This window comes from Parachryseolinea silvisoli (genome assembly GCF_021190955.1).
GTDB classification, from domain to species: Bacteria; Bacteroidota; Bacteroidia; order Cytophagales; family Cyclobacteriaceae; genus Ohtaekwangia; species Ohtaekwangia silvisoli.
Map to the genome: position 1 here is coordinate 874,548 of NZ_JAIOAO010000003.1, position 20,719 is coordinate 895,266.

At 54.5% G+C, this 20,719-nt stretch carries 19 protein-coding genes; 8 read left to right on the plus strand and 11 right to left on the minus strand.

What is annotated here, in order from left to right; genetic code table 11:
* Positions 1 to 3: 3 nt before the first annotated feature.
* The 10 genes from K7P01_RS20615 to K7P01_RS20660 all read right to left on the minus strand — a co-directional run bounded on the left by K7P01_RS20615 (position 4) and on the right by K7P01_RS20660 (position 8,425).
* Complete coding sequence (locus K7P01_RS20615) at positions 4 to 210, minus strand: DUF350 domain-containing protein (protein WP_267296471.1); 207 nt, start codon at positions 208 to 210, stop codon at positions 4 to 6.
* A gap of 33 nt (positions 211 to 243) precedes the next feature.
* Positions 244 to 423: a hypothetical protein gene (locus K7P01_RS20620; protein WP_267296472.1), complete on the minus strand. Its 180-nt coding sequence runs from the start codon at positions 421 to 423 to the stop codon at positions 244 to 246.
* A 12-nt stretch (positions 424 to 435) separates the two neighbouring features.
* Positions 436 to 1,701, minus strand: a complete 1,266-nt coding sequence (locus K7P01_RS20625) for a DUF4178 domain-containing protein (protein ID WP_267296473.1) — start codon at positions 1,699 to 1,701, stop codon at positions 436 to 438.
* Positions 1,688 to 2,338 carry a hypothetical protein gene (locus K7P01_RS20630; RefSeq protein WP_267296474.1) on the minus strand — a complete coding sequence of 217 codons (651 nt, stop codon included), beginning with the start codon at positions 2,336 to 2,338 and terminating at the stop codon, positions 1,688 to 1,690. Before K7P01_RS20630 ends, K7P01_RS20625 begins: the two co-directional genes overlap by 14 nt.
* A gap of 3 nt (positions 2,339 to 2,341) precedes the next feature.
* Positions 2,342 to 2,737 carry an S-adenosylmethionine decarboxylase family protein gene (locus tag K7P01_RS20635; protein ID WP_267296475.1) on the minus strand — a complete coding sequence of 132 codons (396 nt, stop codon included), beginning with the start codon at positions 2,735 to 2,737 and terminating at the stop codon, positions 2,342 to 2,344.
* A gap of 26 nt (positions 2,738 to 2,763) precedes the next feature.
* Positions 2,764 to 3,681 (minus strand): citrulline utilization hydrolase CtlX, encoded by a 918-nt coding sequence (ctlX, locus tag K7P01_RS20640; RefSeq protein ID WP_267296476.1) that lies wholly within the window; start codon positions 3,679 to 3,681, stop codon positions 2,764 to 2,766.
* Between the two features lie 12 nt (positions 3,682 to 3,693).
* Positions 3,694 to 5,139: an arginine deiminase family protein gene (locus K7P01_RS20645; RefSeq protein WP_267296477.1), complete on the minus strand. Its 1,446-nt coding sequence runs from the start codon at positions 5,137 to 5,139 to the stop codon at positions 3,694 to 3,696.
* A 148-nt stretch (positions 5,140 to 5,287) separates the two neighbouring features.
* Positions 5,288 to 6,256: a GDSL-type esterase/lipase family protein gene (locus K7P01_RS20650; protein WP_267296478.1), complete on the minus strand. Its 969-nt coding sequence runs from the start codon at positions 6,254 to 6,256 to the stop codon at positions 5,288 to 5,290.
* A gap of 89 nt (positions 6,257 to 6,345) precedes the next feature.
* Positions 6,346 to 7,587, minus strand: a complete 1,242-nt coding sequence (locus K7P01_RS20655; protein WP_267296479.1) for an MFS transporter — start codon at positions 7,585 to 7,587, stop codon at positions 6,346 to 6,348.
* A 145-nt stretch (positions 7,588 to 7,732) separates the two neighbouring features.
* Complete coding sequence (locus tag K7P01_RS20660) at positions 7,733 to 8,425, minus strand: NUDIX hydrolase (protein WP_267296480.1); 693 nt, start codon at positions 8,423 to 8,425, stop codon at positions 7,733 to 7,735.
* Positions 8,426 to 8,538: 113 nt separating this feature from the next.
* Between K7P01_RS20660 and K7P01_RS20665 the strand changes: the two genes are divergently transcribed.
* The 3 genes from K7P01_RS20665 to K7P01_RS20675 all read left to right on the plus strand — a co-directional run bounded on the left by K7P01_RS20665 (position 8,539) and on the right by K7P01_RS20675 (position 12,051).
* Positions 8,539 to 10,038 (plus strand): xylulokinase, encoded by a 1,500-nt coding sequence (locus tag K7P01_RS20665; protein ID WP_267296481.1) that lies wholly within the window; start codon positions 8,539 to 8,541, stop codon positions 10,036 to 10,038.
* A 9-nt stretch (positions 10,039 to 10,047) separates the two neighbouring features.
* Positions 10,048 to 11,376 (plus strand): xylose isomerase, encoded by a 1,329-nt coding sequence (gene xylA, locus K7P01_RS20670; RefSeq protein ID WP_267296482.1) that lies wholly within the window; start codon positions 10,048 to 10,050, stop codon positions 11,374 to 11,376.
* Between the two features lie 114 nt (positions 11,377 to 11,490).
* Positions 11,491 to 12,051: a hypothetical protein gene (locus K7P01_RS20675; RefSeq protein WP_267296483.1), complete on the plus strand. Its 561-nt coding sequence runs from the start codon at positions 11,491 to 11,493 to the stop codon at positions 12,049 to 12,051.
* Between the two features lie 178 nt (positions 12,052 to 12,229).
* On the opposite strand, the gene K7P01_RS20680 is transcribed toward K7P01_RS20675, so the two are convergent.
* Positions 12,230 to 13,270: an aromatic ring-hydroxylating oxygenase subunit alpha gene (locus K7P01_RS20680; protein WP_267296484.1), complete on the minus strand. Its 1,041-nt coding sequence runs from the start codon at positions 13,268 to 13,270 to the stop codon at positions 12,230 to 12,232.
* Positions 13,271 to 13,864: 594 nt separating this feature from the next.
* On the opposite strand from K7P01_RS20680, the gene K7P01_RS20685 reads away from it, so the two are divergent.
* Genes K7P01_RS20685 through K7P01_RS20705 form a run of 5 tightly spaced genes read left to right on the plus strand, consistent with a single transcriptional unit; the run spans position 13,865 to position 20,693 of the window.
* Complete coding sequence (locus tag K7P01_RS20685) at positions 13,865 to 15,025, plus strand: Gfo/Idh/MocA family protein (protein ID WP_267296485.1); 1,161 nt, start codon at positions 13,865 to 13,867, stop codon at positions 15,023 to 15,025.
* Positions 15,026 to 15,046: 21 nt separating this feature from the next.
* The gene (locus tag K7P01_RS20690; RefSeq protein ID WP_267296486.1) at positions 15,047 to 16,099 is read left to right on the plus strand and encodes a sugar phosphate isomerase/epimerase family protein; all 1,053 of its coding nucleotides are present in this window, start codon (positions 15,047 to 15,049) and stop codon (positions 16,097 to 16,099) included.
* Between the two features lie 48 nt (positions 16,100 to 16,147).
* Positions 16,148 to 16,579 (plus strand): c-type cytochrome, encoded by a 432-nt coding sequence (locus K7P01_RS20695; protein WP_267296487.1) that lies wholly within the window; start codon positions 16,148 to 16,150, stop codon positions 16,577 to 16,579.
* 34 nt (positions 16,580 to 16,613) lie between these two features.
* Positions 16,614 to 17,321 (plus strand): 3-keto-disaccharide hydrolase, encoded by a 708-nt coding sequence (locus K7P01_RS20700; protein ID WP_267296488.1) that lies wholly within the window; start codon positions 16,614 to 16,616, stop codon positions 17,319 to 17,321.
* Positions 17,322 to 17,378: 57 nt separating this feature from the next.
* The gene (locus K7P01_RS20705) at positions 17,379 to 20,693 is read left to right on the plus strand and encodes a ThuA domain-containing protein (protein WP_267296489.1); all 3,315 of its coding nucleotides are present in this window, start codon (positions 17,379 to 17,381) and stop codon (positions 20,691 to 20,693) included.
* Positions 20,694 to 20,719: the final 26 nt, after the last annotated feature.

The following is a 20,719-nucleotide window of genomic DNA, read 5'->3' on the forward strand; positions in this document are numbered from 1 at the left end:
TTGTTAACTGTGGATAGCCGAACCGATGATGATGCCCATGGCGATCATAAAGGCCCCGGCCATAATGGCGAGTGCAATGTTGTTCTTTTCCAGGATTTCCTTCCATAGATTTTCCGGCGTGATTCTTTCCACCACCCAGAAAGCGAGTCCCAGGATGATGATGCCGATGAGGGAGAATACAATCGATGCCCAAACGTATTTTAATTCCATAGTATGATGTGTTAATGTGATGCGTGGTATTGATTATTTGTGATAAATATAGCTTCGTCCGTGGGTGCCGTTCGCTCGTTCGCTGCGCTCGCGTTCGGTCTTGGTGGGGTTAAACCACTTCCAGCCGACCATACCCGAATAGGTAAAGAACGCCAGCAAAGCCAGCGCATAGATCAGGTAATATTTTAATCCTTTGAGATCGTTCAGGTTCATAGTGCTGTGTATTTATTCGTAAGGTGAATAGTCGCTATCCGCCCAGCGTCCTTTTTCCCGGGACTTCGCCCAGATGATGTAAATGACGGGGAAAATGGCGAGTCCGATGATCGTCCAAAGGACGTTCAGCCGGGAAGGAACGTCGCGCCAGATGGCTATGTCGAAGCCTGTTACCGTGGTGCCGAACGCCGGGTATATATTGACGTGGTAGGTGCCGTCGGGCAGGCGCGAGATGTAGGCCTCGGCGGTGGTGCCGCCTTCCGACCAGTAGTAGGAGCCCCCGTCTTCATAGTCGTAGCCATGGTAGTATTCGACCTCTTTTGTAAAGTTATACTCTTCGCCCGTGGTTTCGTTCACCAGCGCGAATTCAGAAAAGAACCAATCGTTGTCGACGGGCACGTGAATGTTGATCTGTATACTCTGCGGCCCACCGTTTAAGTGGAACGGCGTCGTCGCCACAAATTTTTGATCTTTAAAATCGGCGGAGGTAAAATCCCGATGAAAAATGTTTTCGTCGGCGGAGCGGGCGCTGATTATGTACTGGATCACAAATGTCGCCAGGATCAGCACGATCAAACTAATGACCAACGAAGAGATACTAAAGGAGCCTGAGGCGGGTTGAGTGTAACCCAATCCGACGGAACGGGGCAGCTTCTCGAGCGGTACGGAAAAGATGTCGGCGATCGCGTTGCGCTGAATATATTCGCCTTTGCACCACAGCATGCTGTCGTCGCTCGATTCCAATGCAAAGAAATGCGGTGGATTGATATACTCTTCATTGCGTGTCGAAGCCGTCATGTCAACAACATCAAAGAAGAATTCGCCACGGGCATAGGCCACGTCGGCGCTGTATTTCTGATAAAGCTGGAAGCGTTGTCCGTCTTCATAGAAGCCGCCCGGGAAGAGCGAAGCCCGCGGATCGCTGTCGACCGGCCAAACCATATTCCAGTGGCCATCGTACTCCGACAGAAATGCGTAGCCACGGTGGCGGTTAAAGATCAGGTACTCGCGCCAGGAATATTTATACTTTCGCTCCTTCTTGATGACGACCCCCATCACCTCATAAATAAAACCCCCGATCTCGCCTTTGGCGCCGATGGGAAGCGCCGGCTCGAAGGTATAGGGAATCTGGAATTTCTCCTGCTCCTTGTTCCAACTGCCGGTACGGAAATAAACACCACAGTTTTTACAGGTCAGGGCCCGTGTCAGGGCCTTGCCGCGTAGCGTGAGGGAAGTGTTGCAGGCCGGGCAGCTGATGATATTGTTAGTTCCACTCATTCCACGGAAGGGTATTGGCCAATTTCAGATTTTCTACCGGGACCTTTTTGCCCAGCAGGTAGTGTATACCGCCGACGTTGGGTTTGGTCATAAAAAAAGCGGTGCGCGCGCCCTTGCTCCCCTGTACGACAAACCACCCCGGCTCGACAATGCTCCAGGGCAACAGCTCGCCCAACAAGGCAAGGCCTTCACAACGCTCCACATACTGGCCCGTGACAGGGCCGTCCGGGAGGGGGATGGTTTGGTTCGACCGTAATTTGGAAGCGAGGTCGGTATAAGGTTGCCAGGCGCCGTTGTAGACGGCAAAGCTCCCGAATGACTCGACCATCCAGAAACCACTGCCTTCCTTGCGCACGGCGCACCAGAAGTTTTTATAGTCGTTTCGCAACTGCAGGCGTATGCGGCCGATCACCTCGAACGGTGCACCGTCCAGTACCCCGGTGGTGCCGATCTGTACAAAACTCAGGTCATCGGGCATGGGCGCTGCCGTAATCAGCGGCCTGGAGGCGTCTTGCGCGATGCCGTCTACGACGGCTTGCGCCCGGCAATAAGGGCATATAAAGCGGCCGGTAAGGCGCAGGCGAAGTGTATGCTGGGCCTGACAGCCCGGACAGGTGATACGGGTATGTAGACTCATAACTTAACGGTCAAGGCTTTGTTCCCACAGCACCGTGGCATCGAAGAATATCCGCACGGCGTCGTATAGGCGGTGCGTCACGGCCCGGTTGTCTTTCAAGTAGTTGGATAAAAACACGTCGAAGGTTAAGTAACGCTGCTCGGGCCACGTGTGCACCGACAGGTGCGACTCTGTCAGGCAAACGACACCCGTAAAGCCACCGCCGGGGAAATTGTGGTAGACATCGCCCACGCGACATAGGCCAAGGGCGTTTATCTGCGCTTCAATAAAAGTACGAAAGCGTTGAAATTCAACCAGCTTATCCAGGTCCCGTACAGCGAAGTTGGCGACGATGTGCAGGCCGGAGATAGGTTGGACGGGCTGTTCGGAGGTTGTGGTAGAGGTCCTTAAAGGATTCAAATGACAAGCATTGAGTGCTAAAACTACTAATTTTCCGGCAGGAATATCTCAGCGATCATACACCGGGCGCTACCGCCGCCGTTGCGTTCTATGGTATCTAACGGGGAGTGCAGGATTGGGTTGTGTTGTTCAATTTGGGAAATTTGTGCCGGAGTGAGGGAGCGGTAGGCCTGTGACGACATCACCAGGAAATATTCGCCAGCGGGGTTGTTGACCTGGAGCATGTTGCCGGCAAAGTGATTCATCTGCTCAAGGGTAATCGGAATAATTTCCCGTCCTGTGCTGGTCAATTCCGTTTCTATACTCGGCCGCTCCGCGGGAGCGATTGCGTCAAGACAGATCACAACGTACGTATCGGCTATGCACATCATCACATTGGTGTGATAGATCGGGTAGCCATTGGCGTCGGTGGCCGTGAAGACGGACTCCGCATAGTTCATGGCAAGGCAAAATTCGCTGAGTACCTCCAGATCGGTACGTGGAGAAATGCAGGCATATGCCTTTCTGTTCGTTCGGTCCAGTACCATACTGCCAGTGCCCTCGAGAAATTTGTCCTGGCGTTCGTAATACGAAAGGTCTATGGGGGTAGTAAGCTCGAAATGGGGGCGCAGCGCTTCCACCACCTCAGGCCTGCGTTCCAGCCTGCGGTTAGTGGCATACATAGGATATAATACCCAGCTGCCGTCATCATGGAAGGAAACCCAGTTGTTGGGAAAGATCGCGTCAGGGGTATGCGGCGACGGCGTATCTTCCACCACGGTTACGTCGATGCCGTGTTGGCGTAGCAACGCAACGAAGGTATCAAACTCGTGCAAGGCCTTTTCCTGGGCGTCCTGGTCTTCGGTGGACTGGAATGCATTGTTCACCGCCGTCTGCGCATTGTAGCCGAAGCGTACCGGGCGGATCATGAGTATGTGCGAAGTTGTCTGATAGTGCAAAGCCATGGAGGTTCAGTTTCAGAGGGTGATGTCGTCCCGCCACAAGGGCAGGCTCATGCAGTGAAAGCCGCCGCGGGCGCGCGACAGCTCGGCGGAAGGCATGACAATCAGCGTGTCGCGGAGTGTCTCCGTTTGCAGTATGCCGGCCTCGAGGCCCGCTAATAGCTCTTCCGCTGTGATGACGGAAAAACCTGCCGCGCGAAAGGCTTCGGTAGTCTTGTCGTTGCGGTCATAGCCCAGCACCACGCCTTCGCGCAGGGCGAGCACGTTACAGGAATCTGTCCACTGCTCGCGCACGTCGTATGGAAACTCGTTGTTGCCCGAGTATATAAATACCGTTTTTTCGGGACTCTTCAATTCGCTCTCGCTGATGTTGATGAGCAGGTCTTCCAGGCTGTCGAACGACACGGGACTCTCCGGGTCGTGCCGGTGAAACTGTGTGATCCTGACAGGATCGTCCTTCTTTTTGCTTTCGAGAATGCGTTCGATCGGGTCGGCGTTTTCTTTGCGGATGTTGGTGCGCGAGAAGTTGCCCAGCATGACCCACACGTTGCGTTTCACTTGCGTGAAGACTGTGTCGATGTGCATGTAGTCCCGTTTCTTCGGAATGCGAATGACGGTGATGGTATCGACGATCTGTCGGGCAAAGAGCAAGTTGATCACCTGGTGGGCGGCTTCCACCGTGGTGCGTTCGCTGATGCCCAGTAACAGATGTTTCGGGGTGATCATCATCACATCGCCACCCTCCAACGTCACTTTCTTTTCATCGGTGTCCTTGGGCATGAGGAAGTGATAGGAGGTATCTTCGATTTCCAGGATCTTGTCGTGAAACGTTGTGAACAGGGGATGATTAAAGAATATATACTTGGTCAGCAGGGCTTCGCGCGTACGCGCTTTTTTTGCCGGCCGGTTTAAGAGTATATGGTCGTTAATGACTACGCCGATGTCGCGTGTGAAGATAAAGTTAGGAATGGGCGGAAAGAGCATGCGCCCATCGTTCAGGATGCCGCTGATGAGTACTTTCGAAAGCTCGCGCGGTTCCAGGGCGAAGAGGTTGTTCTGCGTTTCATACGAACAGAACTCGATGGCGCAGACCGAGGCCACCAGTCGCAGGCGTATGCTGGTGTCGGCCAGGATATCGGCCAGCAGCCACTGCAGCTCGATGACATTTTCGGAACGGTGAAAGTTGTCGTGGCAAGGCTTAAAGAAGGCCCGGTCGTTGCTGGGATCGTTGATGGTGACCAGCTTTCCCTGAATGCGTGCAGGATCCAGGAAATACAGCAGGATACGGGTATAAAAATCGTACTCTTTGCGGCGTATAGTGTCGAGGTGGACAATGTCTTCGAAGAGCCAGTCCTGCGCTTTGGACGGCACGACTTTGCCCAGGCTACTGTCGGGGCTGTGCACCAAAAGTCTGCGCAAGGTGCCGATCTCAGAGGTGACGCGTAAGGTTGCGGAGTTCATAAACTACTTTCCGTCAAGAAACGAATAGCCCGCCGGAAAAGCAAGAGTGCGTGTGAGCGCGGGAGCGAACAGACTCGCGCTGGTGCTGCTTCGCTCTCACGCTCACACGCACGCTGTTTCTGTGTGCGGCCACGGTTTCTGGCAATGCTTATTGCTTCACAATCGGCTCGCGCAGCACTTCGGTGTCCTGGTCGCGCAATAACAGAAAGTATGTGCCGACGGCGAGGTCGGCAGTGGGAATCAGGATCGTGCCCTGTGTGTCAAGCTTAATATTTTTAACGGTCTCGCCGGTGCTGGTCAACAAGCTTAACCGCCGGTTGGGTGACGGTGCCGCGTGGCTTTGGACCTGGAGGATGTCGTGGAATGGATTGGGGTATACTTTCAAACTATAGCGTGCATCGCGAATGCCGTTTTCAGGTGTTGTGGATGTGTTGTTGCCTTCGTCTGCCGGCCTGGCGATTTTCAGATGTTCCAGGATAAGCGCAGTCCACGCGGTATACATTTTGCCGGAGGGATGCAGGCCGTCGCCGGCTACTAAATCCGCGTCAGCAAGTCCGCGGCGTGAGATTTCTGTAATGTCGATGTATGGCACGCCCATGCGAATGGCGATGGCTTTGTTGGCCGCGTTAAACCGGTCGATGCCCAGCGTGATGGTGGTTTGTTTGTCTTTGCCAAAGGGTGTGTAGCCGTAGTCGGGGATGGAGACAACAAATACATGCGCACGCTGGCCGCCCGCCAGGGCAATGGCTGTGCTGAGCAATCCTTCAAACTCGGGACCATAGGCTTCCACCGACTTGCCCTGGTAATAATTGTTGACGCCGATCAGGAGTGACACCAGCGTATACTCCGGCTTGAGATGGGCCTGCTGGATGGCGTCTTTCAGGTTGTCTGTGCGCCAGCCGGTGGTGGCAATAATCGTCGGGTCGGGGCACGCGAGGCCCTTCTGGCGGAACGCCTCGGCCAGCTGCACCGGCCACCGCTCGGCGGGAGCGACGCTTTCACCAATGGTATACGAGTCGCCCAGGGCGAGGAATTTAACCGGATCGACGACGTTCAGTTTCTGTGCCATACTGTCATTCACGGATGCTACCAGTAATATCAGGATAAGTTTCTTCATACTCAAGAGAAGGTGTATTTACCCGATATACGAGAAAAAGAAAAAGGATGGTTTTGGACCATCCTTTTCGTGCAGTATGCCGGTATGCCTTAGGCGACGGCCGCATTTTTGCGGCTGCGCATGTATAGCACCAGGCCCGTAAATGCGACGGTTAAAATGATCGGGATGACAAGTGTCACGTTGATAATTTCAGGACCGGCGGCTTTGCGCGCCTCGGCCAGCAGGTTAACGGTTTCAGCTTCCGAGACGCCTGCGGGGATCTTGCTTTTCACCAGGTTATCGTAGTAGCCGCCCATAAAGATGAGGTACAGCGACACGGCAAACATGCCGGCGCCGCCCATGAAGTTCAGGCCGACAGCGCCCGTGCGGGGAAGGTTTTCAGCTACAAAGCCGATCATGGTGGGCCAGAAGTAGCATACACCCATGCCGAACGCAAGCGCGCCGATAAAGATCATGTTGCCGCTGGTATGCCCCAGCAGGTAGAGACCCAATACCGAAAGCACGGCCGACATCAACAGCACACCTTGCGGCGAAAACCGGTGTACGACGGGCTCTGCCAGGCCACGGCCTATCACCATGATGCCGGTGGTCAGCGTCAGCACGAGCAGGGCATTATCGGTTACGCTGCGCAACAGCACGTCGATCCATTGGCCGGTAAACAGCTCGGTGATTGCGGTGCCAAACATGCAGATAATCATAAAAATGAAAAGCGGGCTAAGCAATGCCTTGTACATATCACCGGTAGAAACACCCTTGGCGACACGTTCTGTTACCGGGAAAGTGAGGCGTGAGAAGAAGTAGCCATACAGCAGCGTAGGGATCAGCATGGTGGCTACCTGCACCTGCCAGCCGAGGCCGAGTTTGCTAAAGAAGAATACGATGAGCGTGCCGATAAAAATGCCACCGGGGAACCACAAGTGAAAGTGGTTGAGCTTGGTGGTTTTGTTGTCGGGGTAAATGGTTGCCACCAGCGGGTTACACGCCGCTTCGACTGTACCGTTGGCAATGCCGATCAGCAACGTGGACAGGAAGAGCGACCAATAGCCGGAAGCAAAGATCGTAAAGATGATGCCCACCAGGTGGAACAGGAAGGCGGCCAGCAGCAGACGCTTCATGCCGATGATATCGACCACCATGCCGCCGATGATTACCGCCAGCGGAAAGCCCCAGAAGGCTGTCGCGGTGATGACACCCAGCTCGGTGGCTGAAAGTTGAAAAGTAGTACCCAGCTCGTTGAGGATACCGGCGCGGATGCCGAATGACAGGGATGTAACCAGCAGCGCCAGGCAGCTGGCCCAAAACAGGCGTGAGCGGTCAATGGTTTGTTCCATAGGATAATAGATGTTCGATTTAGGTTTAGCGGCCGGAATATGGATGTATTTTTGCTGCTTTCCAACGATTGCAAGCTACAATTATTCCAGTGGGGTTATGGTCGTTTAGACTATTATAATAGATCACCGGCATAGCCACACGCCGTTAGAGCTCGAATGTAAAGCCCTTCTCGGTCAGTTTATCATAGGTCTTTTTGTCAAAGCGATACAGGCTGGCAGCGCGGTGCGACACATCGGTCTGTTTTTCTTTACAGGGGATGAGCAGGTTCATTTTCATCAGCTTACGCCGGAAGTTGGGCTTGTCGAGCTTTTGACCCAACAACGCTTCATACAGCTCTTGTAGCTGCAGCAGTGTAAACTTCTTAGGCAGCAGGTTGAAACCAATCGGCTCGTGGCGTACCTTGTGCTTGAGGTGCCGCAGGCCGGCGTGGAGAATGGCGCTGTGATCGTAGGGCAGGGAGGGCACGTCACCCAGCTTAAACCACTTCACGTCCGACGCTGTAAAGCCCGCGCCCAGCGTATAGGCTTCGGGCTTGACCAGCGCGTAGTACGCAATGGTGATTACACGCTTGGTAGGGTAACGGTGCACATCGCCAAAGGCCCGGAGTTGCTCCAGGTAGATCTTCGATACGCCGGTAAGGTCTTGCAGAATGCGGGCTGCGGCGGCGTCGGCACTTTCGTTGTATTTGATCCAGCCGCCAGGTAGCGCCCACTTGCCCTTGCTGATGCCTTCGCCGTGCTGTACGAGCAAGATGTCGAGCTCGTTCTTTTGGAAGCCAAAGATCAGACAGTCGATCGACAGGGCGTCAATAATCGCGTCGGGCGTTTCGTGGGGCATAGGCATAGGTGCTGTGGAGCCCAAGATAGAAAATAATTCCGGACACCTTGTAGTCAAATGTACTATAAGTTATATCTTTACCGACATCATCAACCGATTGAACCATTGTGAATATGAAGAAATACCTCCTGGGGTACGATGTTGGAAGCTCTTCCGTGAAAGCCTCGCTGGTCGATGCCGACACGGGTCTGACCGTTGGCGCAGCGCATTCGCCTGCCGAAGAAATGGGTATGCTGGCCGTGCAGCCGGGCTGGGCCGAGCAAGATCCCGCGCTGTGGTGGGAGCACGCTGTCAAAGCGCTGCAAGGCGCGCTGAAACAATCTGGCGTCGATCCGGGGGCCATTGCCGCCATTGGTATTTCCTATCAAATGCACGGTCTGGTCTGTGTCGATAAGAACCAGGATGTGCTGCGGCCGTCGATCATCTGGTGCGACAGCCGCGCCGTGGAGATCGGCAAGGACGCGTCGAAGGCGCTCGGCGAAGGCTATGCCCTGCAACACTTGCTGAACTCTCCCGGTAACTTTACAGCCTCCAAGCTGCGCTGGGTGAAGTTGAACGAGCCCGCGGTCTTTGACCGGATAGACAAGGTCATGTTGCCCGGCGATTACCTGGCGATGAAGCTTACCGGCGAAGTCGTGACCACTGCGTCGGGCCTTTCTGAAGGTATGTTCTGGGACTACCAGGACGAGGCACCTTCTAAACGCTTGCTGGAGCAGTACGGCGTCCCTGCCAGCATGCTGGCCCGGCAGGAGCCCACCTTCTCTATTCAGGGAAAAGTACGTCCCGCGATAGCCGCGCAATTGGGCCTGACAGCGGGCATTCCAGTAAGCTATCGCGCGGGCGATCAACCCAACAATGCGTTTTCCCTCAATGTACTCAACCCCGGCGAGACCGCTGCCACGGCGGGCACCTCGGGTGTGATCTATAGCGTGACCGACAAGAATGCATACGACACCCGCTCGCGGGTCAATACGTTCATTCACGTCAATGATAAGCACCCGGCGAAACGGAACGGTGTGCTACTCTGCATCAACGGTACGGGAATTCTCAACAGCTGGCTGCGCAAGATGGCGCGGGGCGAGGGCGATTTGTACGGCTATGACCGCATCAACAGTATCGCGGCGGGCGCACCCATTGGTGCGGAAGGCCTGACGGTGCTGCCTTTTGGCAATGGCGCTGAGCGCGTGCTGGAAGACAAAAACATCAATAGCTCATTCTTTGGCCTGGACTTTAATCAACATAGTCAGGCGCATCTCTTCCGCGCGGCGCAGGAGGGTATTGTGTTTGCGCTGAAGTATGGCTTTGATGTATTACAAGAAATGGGGCTCAAGACACAGGTGATCCGTGCCGGCAATGCCAACATGTTCCTGAGCCCGCTGTTCCGCGAGGCGTTTGTGAACACGATTGGCGCCCGGCTGGAGCTGTATGATACTGACGGCTCGAAAGGTGCTGCGTTGGGCGCGGGTGTAGGCGCGGGGATCTATGGCGCGTTTGAGGATGCCTTCCGCGGGCTGAAGCTTATTCGCTCGGAAGATCCGGTGGCCGGCAAGGCCGATGCGTATGCCGCGGCGTATGACCGCTGGCTTAAACAATTACAGAAACAAATCAATTAAGGCTATACTATGAAACTTTCACTTGGAGACAAAGAGTACTTCAAAGGCGTAGGCCAGATCAAGTACGAAGGCAAGGATTCCGACAACCCGCTCGCGTTTAAATTCTATGACGCCAAACGCAAGATCGGTAAGAAGACCATGGAAGAACACTTCCGCTTCGCCATTGCCTATTGGCATACCTTCTGCGGTACCGGCGGTGATCCGTTCGGCCCGGGCACCAAGAACTTTCCCTGGAATCAACGCGAAGATGCCGTTGAGCGCGCCTTCGACAAGATGGATGCAGCCTTTGAATTCATTACCAAGATCGGTTCCCCTTTCTACTGCTTTCACGACTACGACCTGGTAGACGAAGGGTCTACCTTGAAAGAGTCCGAAGCACGCCTGGCGAAGGTGGTGGAGTATGCCAAGAAAAAACAAAAGGCCTCCGGCGTAAAGCTGCTGTGGGGTACAGCCAACCTGTTCTCGCACCCGCGCTATATGAACGGTGCGGCGACGAACCCCGACTTTAACGTCGTGGCTTATGCCGGCGCACAAGTAAAGAACGCCCTGGACGCGACCATCGAGCTGGGCGGTACAAACTACGTATTCTGGGGTGGCCGCGAAGGTTATATGTCGCTGCTGAACACCGACATGAAGCGTGAGCAAGAACACATGGCGCGCTTCCTGCATGTAGCAAAAGACTACGCCCGTGCGCAAGGCTTTAAAGGCACCTTCCTGCTCGAGCCCAAGCCCATGGAGCCGTCTAAACACCAGTACGACTTTGATGCGGCAACTTGTATCGCCTTCCTGCGGGAGTTCGACCTGATGGACGATTTCAAGCTAAACATCGAAGTAAACCACGCCACCCTGGCCCAACATACCTTCGACCACGAGCTGCAAGTAGCGGCCAGCGCCGGCGTGCTCGGCAGCATCGACGCCAACCGCGGTGACTACCAGAACGGCTGGGACACAGACCAGTTCCCGAACAACCTGTTTGAGCTGACGGAAGCCATGCTGGTAATCTTACAATCCGGCGGCTTTAAGAACGGCGGTGTAAACTTCGACGCCAAAACGCGCCGCAACTCAACCGACCTGGTCGACATCTTCCACGCACACATTGGCGGTATGGACACGTTTGCCCGCGCCCTGCTGACGGCCCAGGCCGTCCTCGACGACGGCACGTACCTGAAGCTGCGTAAAGACCGGTATGCTTCGTTCGATAGTGGCAAAGGCAGACAGTTCGAACAAGGCAAAGTGACCCTGGAAGAGCTGCGTACGCTGGCCCACAAGACGGGCGAGCCGCAACAGATCAGTGGCAAGCAAGAATACTACGAGAACCTGCTTAGCAAGTTCATCTAGCCCTTACATGCGAAGGTCGTTCGACACCCTACCCGGTCGAACGGCCTTTGTTTTGGTCCGGCCGAATAGGTGATTGCCACCTGTTTGTTACCTTTGGGGAAACTTAACATCCCCATGAGAGGTATTTTTTGCTTTTTGATCCTGGCTTCTGTTTCTTTTTTTGCGCAAGCCCAACCACCTACCACGGCCTACGGCAACTTCAAAGTCGTCGATCAGGAGATTATTTATCAAAAGGTCTTTGTACAAGATTCCGTCACCGCCGAAAAGATGGCGGCATTCTATAAAGCATTGCCCTACGTTGCCAACGTCACCGTCAGTGGCGACGAAGTGTCATTCGATGTAAATGACATCACAGTCGACTACAAGAAATTCCAATTCGCGCAGGTAGCCACGCCCCCCATCATCCAAACCGGCAAGTATAGCGGCAAAGTAACCGCCGCCGTAAAGGATGGAAAGTACCGCCTCACGTTCCGCACGTTGATGGTAACAGGCAACATTGGCTACAAGAATATCAGTGAAAAAGATCGCCTCACGAACTACGCTACAAAGAACAGCGCGACGATCCTCTCACCGGATTGGTGCAAGCCGAATACATTAGGATTATTGGATAAAGCTTTCACCGATAAGCTTCAATATACCGAGCTTCAGAAGAAAAAAGATAGCGACGACTGGTAAGGAACCAGTGTGAGTGTGGGAGCGAGAGTGAAGAAAATACAGCGCTTTGGGTGGATAAAGCCAGGATAAGCTAGACTTAAGCTAGTGTTGTCCTGGACTTAAGCTAGAGATAAGCTAGTATAGAAAGGACCAGGATAAGTCCCGGTTTATTCCCGCTGACCTTCAGGTGTTGTCCCGTTTAAGTTACCCAATGCAAGGTTTTCTTCGGAATGGGATTTTCAAACGGCTTCCCTTCCTGCTGCGACAAATCCCACTGGCGTTTCAATTCATGATACCAGCGGGCCTGCGCATCGGGTTCACCCAGCAGCATCAGCGTAGGCTTCGTTTCCAATCCCTTCCGCAACTTGCGGAATACGCCGAGGTCCTGATGAATAAATTGCTTACCCAGATAGCGCAGCGGCCACCACAGGTATTTCACAAAACCGAAGGAAGCATAGAAGATATGATTCAGCTCAGTCTCATTTTCGTTGATCGGCGTGAGGCATGTAATCGAAACAATTTCATGCTTCCCTACACGAATGTGCTCAAAGCGATTGCCCGGCAACTGGAAGTTGATCTCCGTGGAAGTCTCGCCCTTCAAAATTGAATAGCCCTTGGAGTTTGACGATGGCTTATGCCGCACCATCTTAAAGCCCAGACCGTCAGGCTCGAAGTGTTTCTCTTTTTGCTTCAGTTTCTTAGCCGACCGCCAGTACCACGATTGGTGTACAAACGTCACATGGGCCGGATCAATGAGGCCGATTACGGCATGATCGACATCGGCAGGCATCGTTACCTTTTCTACAAATCTGAACGTCAGCTCAGGTTTTATGAGGAGGTCGGGCAACCGGCTTTCGGCGCCTTCGAGTTGGGTCTTGTTGCGCGGAATGTAAATCCAGATGGTGCCGTTCAGCTCGCGGCACGGGTATTTGAAGACCTTGATCTTGGAGCGGTCGAACTTGTCGTCGGCCAGCGCCGGAATCTCTGTACAGGTACCGGCATGGTTGAACTTCCATCCATGGTAGCAACACTGGATTTCCTTGCCGTCGTACCACCCCATGGACAGGGGCACGCCGCGGTGGGGGCAGTTGTCTTTCAACGCGAAAGGCTCACCCTGTTCGTTGCGTCCGAAGACGATCCGTTCGCCTAAAATCTCTTTGGAAATAAGTTTACCCGGTTTCAAAAACTCGCCGTGCATGGCGAAATACCAAAGATTTCGAAGAAAGAGCGATTCGGTCATGAGTATCGGTTACGTACTACGATGGCCAAAGGTAACGGGAATTTCCCGAAGATTTTGGTGACAGAAATCAGATCGGCGAGAATTCACAAAACGCTGCATGGAGTTCCTGGCGCGATTCTTCCGACCGAAGGGAGGGCGACTCGCGATAGTCCCGATCTTATCGGGGTGCCCGCCTTGCCACCGACAGCGAACACCGTCGCCGGCAGACCTGGGGTGGAGTTGTGCCAAATTGGAAGACGGCCAGGGTACTTTATGTATGCTGTAAGTATACTCTAAGTATACTTTATGTATACTTTATCCCCGGTGGTTGATTACGGGGGTGACGCAGCATGGGCACGCGTCTCCGCGCCGGGGCGGAGCTAAGAAATCGCCCGTCGTTGAGGCAAGATTCCCGCAATTAGTGTAAAAATTTGCGGTCGCGGAAGGCTTTGCAATCGTTTCCGGTAATTTTATTTGTTTACTTTTCAGGCTGAGAATACTTTATTGCAACAAAATACAAACGTATGAAATATCCGACCGGTAAAGACAGGGTAGGCGTCTGGCCGGTGGTGGGATAGGATCTTCTTAAACCTTAAAAACCAATCATTAACACTCATGAAAAGAAAATTACGCATGGGGATGGTAGGAGGGGGACTCACCTCTTTTATCGGCCCTGTACACCGCAAAGCTGTGGGAATTGATGGCGAGATTGAATTAGTATGCGGTGCTTTCAGTGTTGTACCCGGCGAGTCCAAAGCGACCGGGCAAGCGTTATACCTCGATCCGAAACGGGTGTATGAAACCTACCAGGAGATGTTCGAGAAGGAATCACAGCTGCCCGCCGACCAGCGGATGGACTTTGTTTCGGTCGTCACTCCCAACCACGTACACTTCGGCCCTGCCAAAATGGCCCTCGAGTATGGCTTCCACGTGATCGTGGAGAAGCCCATCGCCTTTTCTGTAGACGAAGCCAAAGTACTTCGTAAGCTGGTCGACAAGACTGGCCTTATTCTCGGCCTTACGCACACCTATACAGGCTATCCGCTGGTGAAAGAAGCACGCCAGATGGTGCGCGCTGGTAAGCTCGGCAAAATCCGCAAGGTATTTGTTGAATATCCCCAGGGCTGGTTGTCGACCGCTGCTGAGAAGAGTGGCAATGCGCAGGCCTCCTGGCGTACAGATCCCAAACAATCAGGCATGGGTGGTGCGATCGGCGACATCGGCACACATGCTGCCAACCTGGCCGAGTATATCACCGGCAACAAGATCACGGAAGTTTGCGCGATGCTGAACACGGTCGTAAAGGGGCGTAACCTCGACGACGATTCTTCTATGCTGCTGCGCTTCGATAACGGCGCCTCGGGTATTTTGATGGCCACACAAGTAGCGGCCGGTGAAGAGAACGACCTCAACATTCGTATCTACGGCGAGCATGGCGGCCTGGAATGGCGCCAGATGGAGCCCAACACCCTCAAGATAAAATGGCTCAATAAGCCTCAGGAAATAATCCGTGCCGGTCAGGGCTACCTGTCCGACCACACCAAGTCGTTTACCCGTACACCGGCCGGTCACCCGGAAGGCTACCTGGAAGCGTTTGCCAACATCTATCGCGCCTTTAGCCGCGCCTTGCGCGACTACAAGCCGGGCAAGAAGGTCAACTACGAGAAGTATGACTTTCCCGATGTGGAGGATGGCGTACGTGGCATGAACTTCGTACAGACCGTCGTGAAGTCGGCAACGTCTAACAAGAAGTGGGTGCCGCTGAAAGACATCTAGCCCTTCCGTAACACGACAGACATGAAACAGATACAAGGACCGGCTATATTCCTGGCGCAGTTTCTCGGCGACCAGGCTCCGTTCGATAACCTGAAGACGCTCTGCAAATGGGCCGCTTCATTGGGGTATAAAGGCGTGCAGATTCCCACGTGGGACAGCCGCTGCATCGACCTGCAAAAAGCAGCGGAAAGCAAAGACTACTGCGACGAGTGGAAGGGCATTGTCGAGTCGGCGGGCCTGCAGGTCACCGAGCTTTCGACACACCTGCAAGGGCAGCTCGTGGCGGTAAATCCCGCCTACGATGAGCTGTTCGACGGCTTTGCGCCGAAGGCTGTGCGGGGCAATCCCAAAGAGCGCCAGGCATGGGCCACGGAGCAGTTGAAGTTCGCTGCCAAAGCGAGCCGCAACCTGGGCCTGAATGCGCACGCTACCTTTTCGGGCGCGCTGATGTGGCACACCATGTACCCGTGGCCACAGCGCCCGGCAGGCCTGGTGGAAGACGCCTTTGCCGCCCTGGCGAAACGCTGGCTGCCCATTCTGAATGCCTTTGATAAAGCAGGTGTCGACCTGTGCTATGAAATTCACCCGGGGGAGGACCTGCACGACGGTATTACCTTCGAGCGTTTCTGGGAGGCTACCGGTCAGCATACGCGCTGCAACATGCTGTATGATCCCAGCCACTTGCTGTTGCAACAGCTGGACTACCTGCAGTATATCGACTTCTATCACACCTTCATTAAGATGTTCCACGTCAAGGACGCTGAATTTAACCCCACCGGTAAATCGGGCGTGTATGGCGGCTATCAGGACTGGGTGAACCGTCCCGGTCGTTTCCGCTCCCTGGGCGACGGGCAGGTGGATTTCAGCGCGATCTTCAGCAAGCTGACTCAATACGATTACAGCGGTTGGGCCGTGCTGGAGTGGGAGTGCTGCATTAAACACCCCGAGCAGGGCGCGGCGGAAGGAGCACCCTTTATCCAGGACCACATCATTCGCGTGACGGAACGTGCCTTTGACGACTTTGCGTCGGCCGGCAAAGACCAGAAGCTCAACAAGCGAATCCTGGGTATCTAATTTTACACATTACACAGACACTACAACTATTAAAATCGACTAACAGACATGAAAAAATTATTCGTCATCGTGGCCCTTGCAGGGGTAGCCAGTTTTGCGCTTACATCGTGCGGAGGATCGAAAAAGGAAGAAGAGAAGAAAGAGGAAGGTGATGCGTATAGCGACTACGAGACGGCCGAGCCTAAAGCGGCATCGGCCGACGACCTGATCAAAGAAGGTCAGGCGCTTGTCGACAACAGCGATTGCAAAACCTGTCACCATCCCACGAACAAGATCATTGGCCCTGCACACGCAGAAGTGGCTAAGAAATACGAGTTCACAAAAGCAAACGTAAGCATGCTGGCCGGCAAGATCATTGCGGGTGGTGCAGGCAACTGGGGTGAGATACCGATGACGGCACATCCTGATCTGTCGCAAGCCGATGCCGAGAAGATGGCCATGTATGTGCTGTCGCTCGACGGCGAGAAACTGAAAGATTGATCGTTTTATCCATCATCGCTAAACAATCCTGAACATGAAAAAAGTCATTGTATTGCTGACGGCCATTGCCCTGGTTATGAGCGCTCCGACACAAGCCCAAAATAAGCTGACCGCCGCCGAGACGAAGGCCGGTTGGAAACTGCTTTTCGACGGAACCAGCACCAAAGGCTGGAAAATATTTAACGGCAAGTCTGACGGCACGGCCTGGAAAGTAGCCGACGGTGCCCTGTACCTCGATGCCTCTACCAAAGAAGGTCGTGGTGATCTGATCACCGCCGGTGAATATGAAAACTACGAGTTTTCCTATGACTGGAAGATCGCCGCGAATGGCAACAGCGGTCTGCTGTTCAACGTAGTAGAAGACCCCAAGTACAGCGCAGTATATGTTACCGGTCCGGAAATGCAAGTGCTCGACAACAACGGTCACCCCGATGCGAAAATTCACAAGCACCGCGCCGGCGACCTGTATGATCTGATCGCCTGCTCGGAAGAAACCGTAAAGCCCGCCGGCGAATGGAACGAAGCCCGGATCATTTCGAACAAAGGCAAGTATGAGTTCTGGCTGAACGGCAAGAAGGTCGTGACCTTCACCATGCACGATGCTGCCTGGGACGAAATGGTGGCGGCCAGCAAGTTCAAGAGCATGCCTGATTTCGGCAAGGCCAAGAAAGGACACTTTGCGCTACAAGATCACGGTGACCAGGTCTGGTTCCGCAACATCAAAATCAAGGAATTGAAATAACATGAAAAACCTGGGAGCTGTGGCTTCCAGGTTTTTTTATGCTCATCCTAACCTCCTATGAAAAATCTGAGCTTTATAGTGCCAGTGTTATTGCTGTGCCTACTCTTTTCGTGCCAGGAGCGGCCACGCATCCTGGTATTCTCTAAAACCGCCGGTTACCGGCATGCCTCCATCGGCGCGGGCAAAAAAGCGCTGCTGGAACTTGGCCAGGAACACGGCTTTGATGTCGACACAACCGAAGACGCATCGGTGTTCAACGAAGACAACCTGCGCCGCTACAACACGGTGATATTCCTGAGCACTACGGGTAACGTACTCGACCTGGAGCAGCAGGGCGCCTTCCGCCGCTATATCCAGGCGGGCGGCGGCTTTGTAGGTGTGCACGCTGCCTCCGATACCGAGTATGAATGGCCGTGGTTCGGCCGCCTGACTGGTGCGTATTTTAAAAGTCACCCGAAGATCCAGGAGGCCCGCATCGTGGCACTGAAACCGACGTTCGAAGGGGACTCGCTGCAACAGTCGGTGTTGCGTACTGACGAATGGTATAATTACCGCAGCATCGGCAGCGACCTCGAGGTGCTGTACAACCTCGACGAAGCGTCCTATCAGGGCGGCATCAATGGCAAAGACCACCCCATCGCCTGGTATCATGAGTTTGACGGCGGTCGGGCATTTTATACCGGCATGGGCCACACCGACGAAAGCTATGCGGATCCCTTCTTCCGGAATCATTTGTGGCAGGGTATCCGCTATGCCCTGGGCGAAGGCGACAAGCCGGACTTCACGAAGGCTACGGCCAAGATTGCCCCGGATGAAAGCCGCTTCACCAAAACAGTATTAGACTTCAACCTGAACGAGCCCACCGAAATGGTGATCCTGCCCGACAGCCGCATCATTTTCCTCGAACGTAAAGGCGATGTAAAGCTGTACGATCCCAAGAGCGGCAAAGTACGTGTTGTGAATACTTTCCACATCGGCACCAAGTTTGAAGACGGTATGCTCGGTATTGCCGCCGACCCGGGCTTTGATAAAAATCACTGGCTGTATATCTTCTACTCACACGCCGAAAAGTCGGCCAACATCCTGTCGCGTTTTACCTTTGTGAACGACCAAATCGACAGTACCTCGGAAAAGGTCATGTTGGAAGTGCCTACGCAACGGGAGAGCTGCTGCCACACCGCGGGCTCGCTGGCCTTTGGCCCCGATGGCAACTTGTTCCTGTCAACGGGTGACAACACCAATCCCTGGGAGTCGCGCGGCTTTAGTCCGTCGGATGAACGGCCGGACCGCGGTCCGTATGATGCCCAGAAGTCGTCCTCCAACACCAATGACTTACGCGGCAAGGTGCTGCGCATCAAGCCCCAACCGGATGGTACGTATACCATTCCCGCCGGCAACCTCTTTGACGAACAGGAACCAAACACGCGTCCCGAAATCTACGTCATGGGCTGTCGCAACCCCTATCGTATTTCGGTCGACGCCAAGACGGGGGCGCTGTATTGGGGTGAAGTAGGACCCGACGCCGGCGAAGGTGACTCGCTGCGCGGGCCACGCTCGTACGATGAGATCAACCTGGCGCGCCGCCCCGGCAACTATGGCTGGCCGTACTTTGTCGGCAAGAACGAAGCATACTCCCGTTATGACTATGCTACCGGCGAGATCAAAGGCTGGTGGGACCCTGCGCTGCCGGTAAACGAGTCGATCAATAACACGGGTAAGCATGACCTGCCGCCGGCGACACCGGCGCTGATCTACTACCCGTATGCACATTCAGACGAGTTTCCGATGCTGAAAGAGGGTGGACGAAACGCCATGGCGGGGCCTGTGTATCATAGCGACCTGTATAAAGGCGTGTCGACAGCTTTCCCGGACTACTTCGACGATAAGCTTATTGCGTACGACTGGATGCGCAACTGGATTTTCCTCGTAAGCCTGGACGGCCAGGATAAGATCATGGACATGGAGCCCTTCATGCCCAACATCAACTTCAATAACATTATCGACATGGCCTTTGGTCCCGATGGACGGTTATACATGCTGGAATATGGCACCAAGTGGTTTGCGCAGAACCTCGATGCGCGGCTGGTACGCATCGACTACAACCCCGGCAACCGCGCACCGGTGGCCAGGCTGAAGGCCAGCCAGATCAACGGCGGCGTACCCCTGCAAGTACAGTTCTCGGCGGCCGGTACGTTCGACCACGACAAAGGCGACAAGCTTACACTCACGCTAAAGGCAGCGGGGAAGGACTATGAGGCAAAGGACAGCGTCTTTACCGTGACGTTCGACAAGCCCGGCGTCTACCCGGTGCAGCTCAAGGTAGTAGACGACAAAGGCCTGGAATCCACCGCCACCGTGCAAGTGGCCGCGGGCAACGCACCGCCCGTGGTGAAGGCATCACTGGCAAGTGGCAATAAAACTTTCTTCTTCCCCGGCACGCCCGTGGCGTACGTCGTGGAGGCTACAGACGCGGAAGACGGCAGCACGGTTGATGGTAAGATCGAGCCGACGGCAGTAACCGTGACATTCGACTATGTGAAAGGCTTTGACATGGCGCAGGTTGCCCAGGGGCACCAGATGCCGACGGCAGAGCTACCCGGCAAGGCGCTGCTGGCGAAGAGCGATTGCAAGTCGTGTCACACGATCGACCAACGCTCGGCCGGCCCCAGCTACCAGCAGGTGGCCGAGCGCTACAAAGGCAACGGTGATGCTCCGGGACAACTGGCCGCGAAGGTCATTAAAGGCGGCGCGGGCATTTGGGGTGGTACCGAAATGGCGGCGCACCCGCAGCTGAGCGTGGACGATGCCAAGAAGATGGTGGAATACATTTTGTCACTGGCCGATGCGAAGGTGCCCGCGAAGTTGCCACTACAAGGCAAGGTTACGCCCGGCAAAGAGACCGACGGTGTTTATATGCTGACGGCGTCCTACCAGGATAAGGGTGGCGCGGGCAACGTACCGGCCCTGTCGGCAAACCAGGTGGTAGTGTTGCGCAGCGCTGTGCTCACCGCACGCGAGGCCACGGAGATAGATGGGGCGCAACGCCGGAAAGAGAACGATCAGTCGGTGCTGGCTGATGTAAAGAACAATGCACGGGCGGCATTCAAGCATTTGGACCTGACCGGAGTCCGCCAGGCCAAGGTGACGTTGATCATACCGGCCGATCAGGCGGGGGGCGAAGTAGAATTGCATCTCGACAAGCCCGACGGTGCCTTGTTTGGAAAAGGCCGGACTACCGGCAAAGGGGCACAGACAATCGGCATTACGGCGACCGCAACCACCGGTTATCACGATTTGTATCTGGTATTTAAAAATTCAGGTGCAGGTGATCAATCTTTGTTTTATTTTAGAAGTGTGCAACTCGTGAACTAAGACGGGCGGCATATACCATAACAACC